Genomic DNA, 15,586 nt, shown 5'->3' with positions numbered 1-15,586 from the left:
ATGGATATGTCAGAGTTATCGCGCGACAGGCGGTTACTTGCTGTTTCCCGCTCTGGTGGACTGTCCTGTCCAGCAGAGCTATCAGGCCATCCCTGGCCTTTGAAAACATCAAGCAACCACCCATCACGCTCGGCATTGTCGAGCGTCTCGGAACTACTTTGTATTGCTCTTATCCTGGCTATCTCTGCCGAGGGCAGTTTTGCCAGTGAGGAAAGCTGGGATGAGTGGGGAGATGATAGCTGGGACGATATCGCAGAATCTTCTGCGCCTTTGTTTACAGGTTTTATTGAAGCCAGTTATGGGCGTCGTCTGCAGACTGACCCGGTTCTGCCTCATCACACAACGCTGTCAGAGTTCCGTGGTCGTCTGGAGTATGAGTACCAGCACGACAGCTTTACCGTCGAAGCTCAGGGCGATGTGGTGTACGACGATGTAATGGCTGAAACAGATTGGCAGACCCGCAGGTTAATGGTGCGTTTCAGTCCGACAGAGAATACCGATGTGAAGTTGGGACGGCAGGTCCTGACCTGGGGAACCGGGGACTATCTGTTTCTGAACGATCTGTTCCCCAAGGACTGGCAGTCATTCTTCTCTGGGCGTGAGGATGAATACCTGAAAGCGCCATCTGATGCTGTGATGGTGAGTTGGTACAACAACACATGGCTGGATAGCGAGCTGAGTCTGGATATGATCTGGCAGCCGGAGTTTACCCCTGATATCAGCCTGACCGGTGAACGCTTCTCGCTGTTCTCGCCAGAGCAGGGCGGCAATACTGCACCAAAGAATGGCTTAAACCCTGATGAGCCTTCCGGTGATGTCTGGTCAGCTCGTCTTGCGACCACTATTCACGGTACCGAGTATGCCCTTTACGGGCATCAGGGTTACTGGCCTGTGCCTCGTGGGATAAATGCTCAGCGTCGTATGACTTATCCTGAACTGGATGTCTGGGGAGCCAGTCTGCGAACCCCAGTAGGCTCCGGTCTTATTAATACGGAACTGGCCTGGTATGACAGTCGGGAAGATCGCTCTGGTGATGATCCGATGATTCCCAACTCTCAGCTGCGCTGGCTGGTGGGTTACGAGCAGGAAGTAGCCACCAACCTGACGGCAGCTGTTCAATATTACCTGGAATGGACTCATGATCACGATGAACTGCTGAAACATTCCATGGCTCGTCAGTTTGAGCCGGAAGAGTATCAGCAGCTGCTGACTCTACGGCTGACACAAATGACCATGAACCAGAAGCTGACCCTGTCGCTGTTTACCTTCTGGTCTCCAACCGATGAAGACGCTTATCTGCGCCCGAGTGTCAGCTATCGACTGGATGATAACTGGCAGCTGGCAGCCGGTATGAATCTGTTTGCCGGTAACGAGTCCCATACCTTCTTTGGCCAGTATGAAGACGCCAGCAATGCCTGGTTAAGAGTTCGTTACAACTATTGAATAACAACAAGTCTGATAACAAGAAATGAAAAAGGAGTGATCTTATGACTGTTGAACGTGCGGTATTTTGTTTTGCCGGGATTATGGTGTTGCTGTCGGTGGCTTTGACCCATTTTGTCAGCCCATTGTTTTTCTGGTTCACCGTATTTATTGGCGCCAATATGTTCCAGTTTTCCTTTACGGGTTTTTGCCCGGCTGCGATCGTATTTAAAAAGCTGGGCCTGAAAACCGAGCGGGAGTGTGGCGCGCAGGCCTGAGTATGCTGTCCTGCAGTCTATGAAGAACCACTACTTTGTCTGTTGCAATAAAAAGTAGTGGTTCGGTTAAACAAGACAGCGGCTTAAAGTGTTGTCTCAAATCAGCTCATGTCTTTTGGCGGCATCCAGTCCCGCCTGTCGTCCCTTGCGGTTGTAATGCACCTTGCCCCAGAGTCCATCCTGATACCAGGATGCTTTCAGTATCTGAGGCAGTGCCGGCAACCAGAAGTTATCAGCCGTTTTTCGGGTCACCTCTTGAGCGCCAATTTCTATATCCGCTGTAACAATGCCTGGCCCGGCATCACCATGACGGCGTGCCAGAATATGCCCATTGGCATCAACAATCTGGGTATGGCCGACAAAGTGGGAGCGGAACTTCAGGCCGGCAGTTGTGCCGGGAATGCAGCTGCTGGTGGTTTCAAAGTATCCGCAGTGATTGGCATGAACCAGTGGCGCTCCCAAACGCTGGGCAAATTCCACCGGCGCATTTTCGGCCAGATAACGGTTGTACTGTGCGGTTGAGGCCGACATCTTATTGAACAGCCAGCCCCAGTTGGACGGTGTCGTCCACCAGTGGGAGCCGGTCATTAACAGGTCCACTTTGCCGGACAGGCGTTGAATGCTCTGGCTGCGGATCAGCTCCCAGCAGACTGCCGCGCCAACACCACCCAGTTGGGTTTGAAAGTGTCCGTCATCTTTACCGGCGGTATAGAACGCCGCTTCCCACATGGTAGGAATATCCTTGTCATGGGGATGAACCGTGCCGTCCGGCTCGACAAAGTAGTAGCGGTTATAAACCTCGTCGCCATCGGCCACCATCATTGAACCACCAATCCAGCAGTCATGTTGGCTGGCCAGGCCGGTCATCATCCTGAGGGCTTCATTGTCTTTTGGCAGTACAGAGTCATAGACCTGCTGATCCAGCACAATCCGGGTGGTGAAAAATTCAGGCAGGGCGATCAGGCGCGCGCCTTCCTCAATGGCCTGCAGGCAAAGCTGTTCAGCGTTATGAATATTATCGGCGACATGGCCGGTTTGGACTTCCAGCTGGAGAGCTGCAGCTTTTATTGTTTTCATGAGCCTGCTTCTTTTATTTATAACGGCTGTTTGAATGCGCTGGAAAATTATGTGGGGTGCTGCCGGTGATGTAAAGGCGGAGCCTGTACGCAACCGGGCTACCCCGCCAATGCCTTCAGTACTGGCGAAACCAAAGCCTCACCCAGCAGCCGGTTGGCTTCCCTGTCCAGATGAACACCATCCTCATGGCTGGGAATGCAGACATGCCCGGCATCAAAAAAGGCCACACCCAGTTGCTTGGCGGTTTGTCGGTAGCAGCTGGCAAAGTTCTCGGAGTACACAGGATTGCCGTGGCAGAACATGTTCAGGTCGGCGGATAACGTGCCCAGTAGGGGTGGTGCCAGCAGCAATATCTTTGGAGGCCGATCATCGGGGCCACACTCAGATATCAGAATCTTTTTTATCAGTACCTCAGCGCCTCGTGCGGCATCCGCAGCGGTCACATCCTTCATATGCAGGATATCGTTGGTGCCCAGCATCAGTACCAGCAGATCAATTGGTTTGTGGGATTCCAGAACCGGCATCAGCAGGGTGTTGCCATTGCGGGCTTCATGCCAGGGATCATCATGAACGGTGAACCGGCCGCATAACCCTTCAACGATCACCTTATATTCATCCCCCAGGAAGTCCTGCAGAACAGAAGTCCAGCGATTGGGGTAGAGATGACGGCCACCGGTCGCCGGATCGAACCCCCAAGTGATGGAATCGCCAAAACAGAGAATGGTTTTCATGGTCCGCCCCCGATTTTTCCACCAAGGATAGGCGAGCCAGACCGAGCCGGTTAGGTTTGTGAGTGCAGGGGGGTGAGGGGTTAAATTATTGTTTGGCAGAAGCTGGTGAAGAGCAAAGGAAAACACTAAAAACCGGATGGTTTTTGGTGGAGTGTTTTGTTTAACAAATCTCTACAAAAAAATGTCGGTATCTGCCTGCAAACCGCTGGACAGAAGGGGGTGAGATAGGTGATTGTCACCAAAAAATAAGTAATAAGATCGAGCTTGCCATTTAGCAGTCATACTTATTACAGAAAGCATCATTAAGCTCGTAAAGGAACCCGTTTCCAGGCTGATCTGGATGGCGGTTCGCAGAACGCGTTTAGTTATACAGGCAATCATCCGGAAATCATCGACGTGTATAGTCAGGACGAATTTCTAAGCAAGTTGGAGAAGGAACTCTCCAAGCATCTCCCCGATGAGCAGCGTGCAGGACTGCAGGCATTTCTCAAGCCCTTTTTCGCTATCTCGACCCTGGACGAAATCACCGCCTACCGGCGTCGTGATCTGGTCGGCAGCACGCTGGCCTTCTGGCGCTTCTTCCAGACCCACGATCACACCAGCCCGAAGATCGAGGTGTTTAACCCCGACTATGAGAACAACGGCTGGCACTCGACCCATACCATCATCCAGATCGTCCAGCAGGATATGCCGTTTATTGTTGATTCCGTGCGGATGAAGCTGAACGAGCGGGGCATTACCATTCACCATCTGCGCAACTGTGTACTGCCGGTCGCGCGGGATAACAAGAACCAGCTGGCCGAGGCTGGCGAGGGCGGAGCCAAAGAGGCTCTCCTCTATGTTGAGGTGGATCGTCAGACCGACGAGGAAGACCTTGAACTGCTGCGTCAGGAACTGGCGGATGTGCTCTCCGATGTCCGTCGGGTGGTCACTGATTACCGTCCGATCTGCCGCAAGGTGGAAGAGCTGCTGGCCAGTCTGGAAGCCCGCAAGGATCAGGACACCAGCGAAGTCTGCGAATATCTGCGCTGGTTGCTCAGCAATAATTTCACCTTCCTGGCTTATGAAGAGCTGGCGATTGACTGCAGCAAAAAGGGTGAGCCCTGTGTGCGTCAGGTCGAGGGCGAGCGCCTTGGCCTGCTGCGCCCGCGCCACAGCGGCCAGCTGAACCGCATGAATCTGGAGCCGGAGCTGGACCGCAACCTGTTTGCGGACCAGAGCCAGCTCTCCTTTGCCAAAGCGTCTGTTCGCTCCAGCGTTCATCGTCCGGCCTATCCGGAATTTATCCTGATCAAGCGTTTTGACGACGAAGGTAAAGTGATCGGTGAATGCCGGATTATGGGTCTCTACACCTCTCCGGTGTATTTTCAGAGCCCACGCACTATCCCATGGCTCCGCAACAAGGTCTCCGCCATTCTGGAGATGTCCGGACTGGATATCCACTGCCACCACGGCAAGGAACTGGTGCAGATTCTGGATGTGTACCCGCGGGAAGAGCTGTTCCTGACCCCGACCGAGCAGCTGTTTACCACGGTGATGAGCATTCTGCAGATTCAGGAACGGAACCAGACCCGGGTGTTTATCCGTCGTGATCACAGTGATCTGTGCTGCTCCGCGCTGGTATACGTGCCCCGTGAACAGTACGACACCGCCCTGCGGATCAAGATGCAGAATATACTCTGCCAGCGCCTGAATGCGGTCGATGCCGAGTTCACCACCTACTTCTCAGAATCCACTCTGACTCGAGTGCATTATATTCTGCGCCGGGAAGACAACAGCACGACCGACTTTGATCCGGAGGCGATTGCCGCCGAGATTCAACAGGCGGCCTACTCCTGGGAAGCGGAATTCCGTGATGCCCTGCTGGAAGGGAAAGGTGAAGGGGATGGCAATGCCATACTGAAAACCTTCCGGGACAGCTTCCCGGTTAGCTATCGGGATGCCTTCTCACCACCAACGGCTGTGGCTGATATCGAGCATATGTATGGTCTGACCGCCGAACAGCCATTGTCGATGAGCTTTTATCAGCCAATTGATGATGATGGCCATCTGCACTTCAAGGTGTTCCATTACGGCTCAACCCTGCCACTGTCTGACCTGATTCCGATTATGGAGAACCTGGGGCTGAAGGTACTGGGTGAGCATCCGTACAAGATTCGACTGAGCGGCAATCGTGCCGGTGAGAAGATTTGCCTGCACGACTTTACCTTGTCCCTGACCGATGGCCAGCAGCTGCCATTGCGTAAGGTGGCGGATAAGTTCCGGGAGGCGTTCAAGCGTTCCTGGTACAAGCAGGCCGAAAATGACCGCTTTAACCGACTGGTGATGACGGCCGGTCTGGACTGGCGGCAGGTCACCATGCTGCGGGCCTATGCCAAATATATGAAGCAGATTCGTTTCGGCTTCAGTCAGGCCTATATCGCCAGCACCCTGACCAAGAACATTGACATCACTCTGCAACTGGTAAAGCTGTTTGAGGTGTCCTTTGATCCGGATATGGACCTGACTGTTGAACAGCGTCAGGCGCGCCGTCAGCAGTTGCAGCAGAAGATTATCGAGGCACTGGAAGAGGTCAGCGTACTGAGCCAGGATCGTATCCTGCGCCGGATTATGGATCTGATCGTCGCTACTCTGCGGACCAACTTCTACCAGCAGGATGCGGACGGCCAGCCTCACGATTATATCTCCTTCAAATTCTCGCCACGGGATATCCCCGATCTGCCGAAGCCGGCACCGATGTATGAGATCTTTGTCTACTCCCCGTATGTGGAAGGTGTGCATCTGCGCGGTGGCAAGGTGGCCCGTGGTGGTCTGCGCTGGTCTGACCGGGTGGAAGACTTCCGTACCGAAGTGTTGGGTCTGGTGAAGGCGCAGCAGGTGAAGAACGCGGTGATTGTGCCGGTCGGTGCCAAGGGTGGTTTTGTACCCAAGCGTCTGCCAGCCAACGGTACCCGCGAGCAGGTCATGGAAGAGGGTATCCGCTGCTACAAAACCTTTATCCGTGCTTTGCTGGATGTGACCGACAATCTGGTGGATAACGTTGTTGTCCATCCAGAACGTGTCGTGCGTTACGATGCCGACGACACCTATCTGGTGGTCGCGGCGGATAAGGGCACGGCCACCTTCTCTGATATCGCCAACGGTATTGCTGAAGATTATGGCTTCTGGCTGGGCGATGCCTTCGCCTCCGGTGGCAGTGTTGGTTATGACCACAAGAAGATGGGTATTACCGCTCGCGGTGCCTGGGTATCCGTGCAGCGTCACTTCCGTGAGCGCGGCATTGATGTCCAGAAAGAGCCGATTACTGTCGTCGGTATCGGGGATATGGCCGGTGACGTGTTTGGTAATGGTCTGTTGTCGTCCGAAGCCCTGAAGCTGGTAGCCGCGTTCAACCATATGCATATCTTTGTCGATCCTGATCCGGATCCTGCCACCAGCTTTGCCGAGCGTGAGCGTCTGTTCAAGCTGCCACGGTCAAGCTGGGAAGATTACAACAGCAAACTGATCTCCGAAGGTGGCGGTATCTTTAACCGCAGTGCCAAGTCGATCACTATCTCTGCTGAGATGAAGAAGCTGTTTGGTATCCGGGCCAGCAAGCTGACCCCGAATGATCTGATCTCTGCAATCCTGCGTTCCCAGGTGGATCTGATCTGGAATGGCGGTATCGGCACCTATGTGAAGTCTTCTGCGGAAAGCCATGCCGATGTTGGCGACAAGGCCAACGACACCCTGCGTATTGATGGCCGGGCTCTGCGCGCCAAGGTTATTGGTGAGGGCGGTAACCTCGGTCTGACCCAGCTGGGCCGGATTGAGTACACCCTCAACGGCGGCGCGATGAACACCGACTTTATTGATAATGCCGGTGGTGTGGATTGCTCTGACCATGAGGTCAATATCAAGATCCTGCTTAACCAGATCGTGGCTGCCGGTGATATGACCCGCAAGCAGCGTGATCGGATGCTGGCTGCGATGACCGACGACGTTGCCCGTCTGGTGCTGGGTAACAACTACCGCCAGACCCAGGCTATCACCATGGCTGAGTCCGAGTGCCTGAGCCAGATGGAAGAGTACAAGGGCTTTATCCATGATCTGGAAGAGCGTGGTCGTCTGGATCGGGCGATCGAGTTCCTGCCGGATGACGAAACCATCCGTGAGCGTCATGCCGGTGGTCAGGGTCTGACTCGTCCGGAACTGTCGGTGCTGATCTCCTACAGTAAAGCGGATCTGAAAGAGAAGCTGCTGGACTCCGCCATTCCGGATGATGCTTATCTGGCCCGCGAGCTGGTCACCGCCTTTCCGGCCCAACTGGTGAAAAAGTATGGCGAGCCGCTGGCGGAGCACCGTCTGCACCGTGAGATTGTGGCGACCCAGCTCTCCAACTACCTCATCAATATGATGGGTATCACTTTTGTCAGCCGTCAGCAGAAGTCCACAGGTGCCAGTGCGCCGGATATCGTGCGCGGTTTTGTGATCGCCCGGGATATTTTCGGGGCCGAGCAGCTCTGGTCGGATATCGAATCTCTGGATTACACCATCGACAGCAAGTTGCAGCTGGAGCTGATGGGCGAAGTGATGCGTATCCTGCGTCGTGCGACCCGCTGGCTGGTACGTATGAAGGTGGTGGATCGGGAAACCGGTGTCTGCGTCGAGCACTACAAGGGCCGTATCACTCAGCTGATTGATGGGCTGGATGATCTGCTGCCAGAGCGTCAGCGCAAGGAGTGGCTGAAGCGGGTAGAGCAGCTGACTGGTAAAGGTGTACCAGAGCCTGTTGCCCGTCGTGTTGCTGCCGTACGTCATCTGTTCAATATGCTGCCGGTGATTCAGGCGGTGGAAGAGACTGGCCAGTCTCTTGAGCGCGTGGCGTCCATGTTCTTCGCGATTGGCGAACATCTGGACCTGCATGGTTTCTACCAGCAGCTCAGTGCGCTGGATGTGCAGAACCAGTGGCAGTCTCTGGCCCGGGAAGGGATTCGTGATGAGCTGGTAATGCAGCAGCGTACCCTGACCGTGAACCTGCTGACTCTGCCGGATGCGCCGAAAGATCTGGGTGAACTGTTCACCTTCTGGAGTGAAGCGCAGGCCGCACCGCTGGCACGCTGGCATTCAGTGCTGGATGAACTGCGTGGTGAAGCGGCCAGTGAGTTTGCCATGTACACCGTGGCGACCCGCGAGCTGCTGGATCTGGCCCAGCGTCGTTAATCACTGTCAGCTGTAAACAAAAATGGGGTATCGCGTGGCGATACCCCATTTTTTATGGCCAGTTCGGCAGGTTGTTCTGGTTCCCACGCTCTGCGTGGGAACCCATAGTTTGGGAATGCGTTCCCACGGCGGACCGTGGGAACGAGATCGCAAGGGGATCAAGCAGCTGCGGCGGCAGCGGCACCCATCAACTTGTCGATGGTTCCTTTGTCCATATTCAAACCATGGGCCCGGAACTGGTGCTGCAGACGCTTACGGTTCTGCTTTGTAGCCATGGCCATTTCCGAGGTCATTATCGCGGTCAGTTCCTGCTTCATGGCGTCCTTCAGGCCGCCATCCTGACTCAGATCATGCTCGAACTGATCCTTGCGCATCTGTCCATTTACCCGGTTCTGGGAAGCCTGGGCGCGGTTGGTCATCAACTTTTGCATGGCTTTTACCAGTTCGCCGTCCAGACGTTCCTTCATGCGGGTATGGGTGTCCGCCAGCATCTCGTCTTCCTGCTTCACCGTCAGCCTGGCCAAAGCTTTGCCAGCCTTACCTTCGTTGGCGATATACAGACCCTTCTGGCGGTTGGTGTAGAAACGGGCCAGCTGGTCGGCAACCGCCTGATCGTCGACCGGAATCGTAGTGGTACCCAGGTGGATAGCCAGCTCCGCCCGCAGGGTGTCCTGTGCGGTGCGGATCCAGAATTCCAGATCACGGCCTTCGGCGGTCTTAGGCAGGTAGGCGGCATCTTCGGCCGGTAACAGCTGCTTCAGTTCATCCAGAGTGACCTTACCGGGATCAATCGTCTCAAGGGCGCGCAAGGTCGCTGCCATGTTTTGCAGACGAGTCACATCCTGCAGGTAGCTCTGATCCTTGGCCAGATTTAGCTCCACTTCCTGCATGATGTTGGCAGCCAGATCAGGGTGGTCGGCAACAAAGCTGTCCCACTCCTGCTCACCCAGCTCGGCATAGGCGCGGTTCTGAGCTACAGCATGGATATGGTTGCGATAGCCACTTTCGGCAAAGGCCTCATCAATATATTGATCGAGGTTAATAGCCGGATCAGCGGCCCACTCCCGGGCGCGTTCCATGGCCAGAATACCGATATCCACCAGACCCGTGTGGTGTGCCAGATAGCTGGCCCAGCGCCAGCCCAGATAGATGGCACCCGGGATGGTGGTGGCGGCAATGATAATAAAGGCCGGGCCAAGCAGCGGTACGGTCAGCAGCGAGAGGCAGGATGCGGCTGGAATACCGACAATCGGTGCCATCCGGACTACGTTCCATACCAGCTTGCCCAGTGCGCCCGGTTTGCCGGCGCGCCAGTCCTTGTAGGAATTCACCAGGCCTTCAGCCAGTACCTGGAACGGGTAGAAGATCGACGCGTTCAAGGCGGTGCGGACCAGACTCTTGCCACAGGCGACATCAGCCATGACGCGGCTGGTGCGTTCCATCACCTGCTGGTTGAAGGCGGCGTAGGCCGGGCCTCCGTACAGCAGATCCAGAGCGGTATTGGCAACCTTCAGGTCGCGGCCGTCCATGGCGTTGACCTTCTGATCGATCATATGGGTGGCCAGAAGGCGCAGACCGGTCTGACCGACATTCCACACCAGATTGAACGGTGAGGTGCCGCCAGCGGCTGTGCGGATCACGCCATCCACAACCACCGGAATATATTTACCGGAAGACATCAGCTGATTCAGGGCGACCAGACGCTTGACCTTGGCCATCTGCTCCGGTGTCAGTTTGTCCAGAGTCGGACGGTCACCGTGACGGTTCAGGGCTTCGATAAAGTACTGAACCTTGGTTTCCCCGCTGACCCGGGCATGGAATTCGTTATACACCGCGAACACCGGTGAGGTGCCGCTGACAGCCGAGCGTAGGTTGGCCCAGGCCTGCTCGGTATTCCCCTGCAGCGCACGCAGGGTTTCCGGGCTGACTTCGGCAATAGCCGCCGCGCCGTTGAGGGTATCGTTGATCATCTTGGCAACGCCGCTGGCGGCATCGCTGCCCAGTAGTTTCACCAGGTAGCCGATCAGCTCGGCAGACGACAGTTTGCCTGCGTAGCAGTCAACAAATTTCTGGCTGACTTCCCCATACAGCTCTTTGGCAAGGCCAGGGATCTCGCTGACCATGGCATAAACTTCGTCGTTGAAGTTGTAGTTATTCTTGGCCAGCTCGTGCTCCAGACGCAGCGTTGAAATACGACGGCCAAGCGGTTGTTCGTTATCCATCAGCATGGCGTAACCGGCACGCTTGCCGCGTTCCAGAAGCGTGAGGTTTTCAGCCAGCATGCATGGCAGAGGACGGTTCTGCTCGATCATGGCGATCTGGTCGAGAATGGCGTTAAAGGCTTCGTCGTTACCGCAGGCCTGTTTGGCCTGCTCCAGCAAATAGTTCTGCTGGGCGGTCAGCTGCTTATCCAGCAGTTGCAGATGGGCACGGTACTCTTGGGTGTTGGTACCCTGAGGCTGAGCCATATAAGCCTGCAGCGCAGCCAGAGCTGGCGTCAGCGGATGGCCGCTGTCCGGGTTCATGGCTTTGGCGACTTCCGCCAGAGACGGGGTGTTATCCAGATGCCAGACCTGCTCGCCGTTGACCTGTCCGGTCACCAGCACCTTGTGCAGGGGAATGGCGGCCATCTTGTCGAATTCGGTGTGGTACTCATCCATGCTTTCGCTGAGTGACCACTGGCCGAGGTTCTGAGCCAGCACCTGGCAAAGCCGGGTCTGTTCACGCAGTTCATCGATGGCTGCTTTTGGAAGCTCTTCGTAGGTTTTCAGAACACTCTGCATGCGCTCCTGTAACTTCGCATGGCTGTTCTGCAGGTACAGTTGCTGTACCCGTTGGGCCATGGTGTCACGCAGGACAGTCTGTTCGTTCAGCAGAGCAGCCAGCTGGACCGGATTCTGAGTTGAGTTTTGGACAGCCGCAGCCAGTTGTGCCTGTTTGGCGGCAGCCTGTTCACGAATCTTCGGATCGTGCTGGCAGGCCATATAGGTGTAGATATCCTGCAGCATCTGCTGCACCTGAGCGGGCTGGGAGCGGGTTAGTTCGACCACCAGCTGCTCTTTGTTTTCCAGCGACGTGCGGTCGGTAATATCCTGATCAGTAAAGCCGGCCACCATTTCCTGTTGTTTGGACAGCAGCACCTGCTGGTTGTGATCCACCAGAATTTTGCGGTTGAACTGCTGCAGGTTGTGGGCCTGGCTGAACACATAGCCGTCTTTGTACTTGGGCACCTGGGTCGGGTCGAGCAGAGCGGCATCGCCGGCTTCCAGCTGAGCAGCCGGCAGCAATGTCTTGAGCTGTTCGCCGAACTTGCCGGCCAACACATTGGCTGCACCCAGGAAGGCGAGGGTGGCCTTCTCGATCCAGGACTCTTTCTTGTAGGTGGCTTCGTAGTGACGAATGGCGGCCAGCAGATCGCGGAAGGCTTCTGTCGGAGATACATTGCCGATCTCTAACGCTTCATCAAGGGTTTCCAGCGCAGCACGCAGATGGCCGTGATCGGTCTGGGCCTGACGCTTGTTGCCCCACCAGTTGGAGAAGGTGCGGTCAATATCTTCGCCCAGAGCATCAACCCGGGCGGCAACCAGATCACGGGTACCTTGCGGATCGCGACGGTACTGCTCTTCCAGAATGGTGTGGCCGGGCAGGGTGAACAGCAGAGCTTCCGGTGCCTGACCGTTCAGATCGTCACGGATGGCCTGTTGGGTGGCAAGGGCGCTGTCGATCAGTTCGGCTGCGGGGATTCTGGCTGGCTTGGGAACAACTGTGAACGAGCCTTCAACCAGCGAACCTTCTATGAGGGAAGATTCGGGCGTGCGGAAATTGTCTTCCTGATCGGACTCCGACTGACGCAGGCTGGTATCCGGCGTGGCCAGTGAGGCTTCACGGTCGGTGATGGAGGTGTCCGAGGTAAAGCTATGGAAGGAATCGTCAGGGCGAAACGAGCCCTGTGCCGAGCAAAAACTGCCAACACTGTCTTCTGGCAGGGTGTAGCCCACCTGTTTGCCAGCAGCGGTCAGGGAACCGCTCGCACTACTCACCAAGGATGAGAATGACGTTGTTAAATCCATACCAAGCCTCCATGCCCGGGTACCCGGGGAACCGATCTGTTTCCCTTTCAGACCCGTCTATAGGAGGTTGGTTCAATCTCGACATAGGGCTTAAGACCAAGGTAGAAGCCGGAAAAGAGCGACTTGAGGCCAGCTGTGGCAAGGGTTTGGAGGTGTTGAAACTCATGCAGGGCTAGGCATAGAGAGGGGCTGTCCTTATAATGCCGCGTGGTTATAACCACACCCGGGTTTAACCGTATCCATCCCATATCAGAATAATCAAGGATCACGTATGTACAGGCTGGCTCGCTCCCTGCTGTTTCGCCTCAACCCGGAAACGGCCCATGATCTGACCCTGGATATGATGGGGGCCGCCCAGCGTCTTGGGCTGATGGGCACACTGGCCCGGTCCATGGCCCGACCGGTGATCAGCACCCCGGTCAAGGTGATGGGGCTCGAATTTCCTAACCCGGTCGGTCTGGCTGCCGGTCTGGATAAGGATGGTGAGTGTATCGATGCTTTCGACAGCCTCGGTTTTGGCTTTGTCGAGGTGGGTACGGTCACGCCGGTCGGGCAGGCCGGTAATGATAAACCCCGTATTTTCCGCCTGGCCGAGAATGAAGCCATTATCAACCGGATGGGCTTCAATAACCGGGGTGTGGATCATATGGTCGCCAACCTTAAGAAGGTGAAGTCCAAGGCGATCATCGGGGTGAATATCGGTAAAAACAAGGATACGCCGGTGGAAAAGGCCAATGATGACTATCTGGCCTGCCTGCGCAAAGTCTATGAATGGGCCGGTTATATCACCGTGAATCTGTCCTCCCCGAATACTCCCGGGTTGCGTGAACTGCAGTTTGGCGAGCACCTGCGTTCCCTGCTGAAAGCCCTCAAAGATGAACAGGCGATTCTGGCTGAGAAGCATGGCCGCTATGTGCCGGTGGCGATCAAGCTGGCCCCGGATATGACTGATGATGAGCTGCGGGAGATTGCTGCCGAGCTGGTGGCCTTTGGTATCGATGGGGTGATCGCGACCAATACCACTCTGGAGCGTGATGCGGTTGCCGGTCATGTTTATGGCAATGAGCAGGGCGGCCTCAGTGGTGCACCTCTGACCACACTCTCCACCGATAAGATCCGGGTGTTGGCGGAAGCCGTCGATGGCAAGCTGCCGGTGATCGGTGTTGGTGGAATTATGAGCGCTGGTGATGCGGTTGAGAAAATCCGTGCCGGTGCCAGCCTGGTGCAGATTTACACCGGCTTTGTCTACAAGGGGCCGGATCTGGTGTCTGAGGTTGCGGAAGCGGTAGGTGCTGAACTGGTGCGTACCGGCAAGGCAAGTCGCTAAGCAAGGCTGACCGTCTGGTTAGTGATAATGACGTTTGAAGGTGGTGGCTCGAAAGCAGCGCCACCAAAAGAGAAGGCCCTGACCAGGGCCTTTTTTATGCCCGGCGGGTGGCCGGGCTTTCAGCAAGAAAAGATTCTGCAATAAGAGTCTGAAGAGAGATCAGCTCATGTCGTACTCGGTCAGACCATTAACCCGGCTCAGACCGGAAATACCTACAAAGCCATTAACGTGATCAGTCCAGCCTTCCCGCCAGCCGTTCAACCAGGCCTGGCGCTGTTCGCTGACTTCATGGTGGGGACAGATTTCATTACCTCTGCCAGCGTTGCCAACATGATATCCCTTGGCAAATGCCCGTTCAGTCTTATCTCGTTTTTGTCTCTTCATTGCGAAGTAGCCTCCTTTACGGGAACTACGTCTCGGGGAGCTTCGCGGGCCGCCCGAAACTCATAGCTTCTGGGAAGGCATTGCTGACCAGTCCTCCACTGGGAGCCTTCCCGAGGTTGGGAGGGAATGTGTGGGTACGATGAATCGTACCGCTACGATGTTAAGTTCTATCGGAATAATGACGGGCTGTCGAGAAAACTCTGTTGATCGCCGTATAATTATTTTGCCTAACGGCTGAATTTTATAAGCGGAAGCGCGGCTAACAAATTGAATGGCAAGGAATTTGACCGTTGGTCAGATTTTCGGCGGGGCAGGGGAAAATAAGCTAAGACGTTTTCTATGCGAAGACAGTCGTCTAACTGCCTTCGCAGAGCCTTTTAAGAGCGATCAGCTCTTGCGGGAATTATCCCAGTCATTGGCCAGCAGGTAACCCAGAACGTGTACCTTCTGCTGGCTCTTGTCCACAGCCAGAAAGAAGGAGCCACCGTAGGTTTCCGGCTCGTGAATATCGAACTCAATCAGCTTGTTACCTTCCTTTTCTCCCAGTGCATCAATACAGGTGCTGTGGGTAACCAGAATCAGGTTTTTGCCATCCTGTTTGTACTTCAGAATATCCTGCAGCAGGTTTTCTTTGCAGCCTTCACGCAGCCAGTTTTTGGTTTCGCTGCGCTCGCCAAACATAAAGTCCGCTGACTGTTCGGTCCGTTTGACCGGACTGTTGTAGATGATGGTGTTGTCCATGGGCAGATGCTGCAGGTAGTCTTTACCGAGCTCGATGGTCTGCTCCTTGCCCACCAGGGTGATACCGTCCTCTCCATCCAGACAGATATTATCGGAGCGATCACAACGCTCCCCATGGCGCACCAGAGAAACAATATTGCCCTGAGCCCAGTGGCTCTTCAGATCAAACAGACCCTTGGCATCGTCAGCCAGCAGACTTTCGGTATCCTGCGGCAGCTGCTGAGTGAGCAGGCCGGTGAGAAAACCGGCTCCCAGAATGGCCACTGTAAAAAAGAAGCGGGTGAGGTATCGTTTCATGCTTAACTGCTTGCAACTACAGAACGCTGATAATGGCCTGCATGGTAGGGGCTCGAT

The 15,586-nt window shown here is 55.4% G+C and carries 9 protein-coding genes; 4 read left to right on the top strand and 5 right to left on the bottom strand.

Annotation, left to right across the window (positions count from 1 at the left end; all coding sequences use genetic code 11):
- Both EHSB41UT_RS15790 and EHSB41UT_RS15785 read left to right on the top strand, forming a co-directional pair.
- On the top strand, positions 1-1,443 hold the full coding sequence (locus EHSB41UT_RS15790) for a hypothetical protein (RefSeq protein WP_133060537.1): 1,443 nt from the start codon (positions 1-3) through the stop codon (positions 1,441-1,443).
- A gap of 44 nt (positions 1,444-1,487) precedes the next feature.
- Entirely contained in the window at positions 1,488-1,700 is a 213-nt protein-coding gene (locus EHSB41UT_RS15785; protein WP_087111544.1) for a YgaP family membrane protein, read from the top strand.
- Between the two features lie 96 nt (positions 1,701-1,796).
- On the opposite strand, the gene EHSB41UT_RS15780 is transcribed toward EHSB41UT_RS15785, so the two are convergent.
- Together EHSB41UT_RS15780 and EHSB41UT_RS15775 are read right to left on the bottom strand one after the other, a co-directional pair.
- Positions 1,797-2,777 carry a carbon-nitrogen hydrolase family protein gene (locus tag EHSB41UT_RS15780; protein ID WP_087111543.1) on the bottom strand — a complete coding sequence of 327 codons (981 nt, stop codon included), beginning with the start codon at positions 2,775-2,777 and terminating at the stop codon, positions 1,797-1,799.
- A 98-nt stretch (positions 2,778-2,875) separates the two neighbouring features.
- Positions 2,876-3,508: an SGNH/GDSL hydrolase family protein gene (locus tag EHSB41UT_RS15775; protein ID WP_087111541.1), complete on the bottom strand. Its 633-nt coding sequence runs from the start codon at positions 3,506-3,508 to the stop codon at positions 2,876-2,878.
- Positions 3,509-3,904: 396 nt separating this feature from the next.
- Between EHSB41UT_RS15775 and EHSB41UT_RS15770 the strand changes: the two genes are divergently transcribed.
- On the top strand, positions 3,905-8,710 hold the full coding sequence (locus tag EHSB41UT_RS15770) for an NAD-glutamate dehydrogenase (protein WP_242667339.1): 4,806 nt from the start codon (positions 3,905-3,907) through the stop codon (positions 8,708-8,710).
- 158 nt (positions 8,711-8,868) lie between these two features.
- Here the strand turns inward: EHSB41UT_RS15770 and EHSB41UT_RS15765 are convergent, their stop codons facing one another.
- A complete protein-coding gene (locus tag EHSB41UT_RS15765; protein ID WP_133060536.1) occupies positions 8,869-12,780 on the bottom strand; it encodes a hypothetical protein in 3,912 nt (1,303 codons plus the stop codon).
- A 271-nt stretch (positions 12,781-13,051) separates the two neighbouring features.
- Here EHSB41UT_RS15765 and EHSB41UT_RS15755 point away from each other — a divergent pair, with 271 nt between their 5' ends.
- Entirely contained in the window at positions 13,052-14,107 is a 1,056-nt protein-coding gene (locus EHSB41UT_RS15755; protein WP_087111534.1) for a quinone-dependent dihydroorotate dehydrogenase, read from the top strand.
- A 159-nt stretch (positions 14,108-14,266) separates the two neighbouring features.
- Here the strand turns inward: EHSB41UT_RS15755 and rmf are convergent, their stop codons facing one another.
- A complete protein-coding gene (gene rmf, locus EHSB41UT_RS15750; RefSeq protein ID WP_087111532.1) occupies positions 14,267-14,491 on the bottom strand; it encodes a ribosome modulation factor in 225 nt (74 codons plus the stop codon).
- Between the two features lie 387 nt (positions 14,492-14,878).
- On the bottom strand, positions 14,879-15,529 hold the full coding sequence (locus EHSB41UT_RS15745) for a histidine phosphatase family protein (RefSeq protein WP_087111531.1): 651 nt from the start codon (positions 15,527-15,529) through the stop codon (positions 14,879-14,881).
- Positions 15,530-15,586 lie beyond the last annotated feature (57 nt).

Origin of the sequence: Parendozoicomonas haliclonae, from assembly GCF_900174585.1 — a bacterium.
GTDB lineage: Bacteria > Pseudomonadota > Gammaproteobacteria > Pseudomonadales > Endozoicomonadaceae > Sansalvadorimonas > Sansalvadorimonas haliclonae.
Note: the sequence above shows the minus strand (reverse complement) of the source record. Positions and strands in the feature narration are given on the sequence as shown.

Coding starts and splice junctions, on each gene's coding strand:
- EHSB41UT_RS15790 (WP_133060537.1), top strand. CDS start 1: ATGGATATGTCAGAGTTATCGCGCGACAGGCGGTTACTTGCTGTTTCC.
- EHSB41UT_RS15785 (WP_087111544.1), top strand. CDS start 1,488: ATGACTGTTGAACGTGCGGTATTTTGTTTTGCCGGGATTATGGTGTTG.
- EHSB41UT_RS15780 (WP_087111543.1), bottom strand. CDS start 2,777: ATGAAAACAATAAAAGCTGCAGCTCTCCAGCTGGAAGTCCAAACCGGC.
- EHSB41UT_RS15775 (WP_087111541.1), bottom strand. CDS start 3,508: ATGAAAACCATTCTCTGTTTTGGCGATTCCATCACTTGGGGGTTCGAT.
- EHSB41UT_RS15765 (WP_133060536.1), bottom strand. CDS start 12,780: ATGGATTTAACAACGTCATTCTCATCCTTGGTGAGTAGTGCGAGCGGT.
- EHSB41UT_RS15755 (WP_087111534.1), top strand. CDS start 13,052: ATGTACAGGCTGGCTCGCTCCCTGCTGTTTCGCCTCAACCCGGAAACG.
- rmf (WP_087111532.1), bottom strand. CDS start 14,491: ATGAAGAGACAAAAACGAGATAAGACTGAACGGGCATTTGCCAAGGGA.
- EHSB41UT_RS15745 (WP_087111531.1), bottom strand. CDS start 15,529: ATGAAACGATACCTCACCCGCTTCTTTTTTACAGTGGCCATTCTGGGA.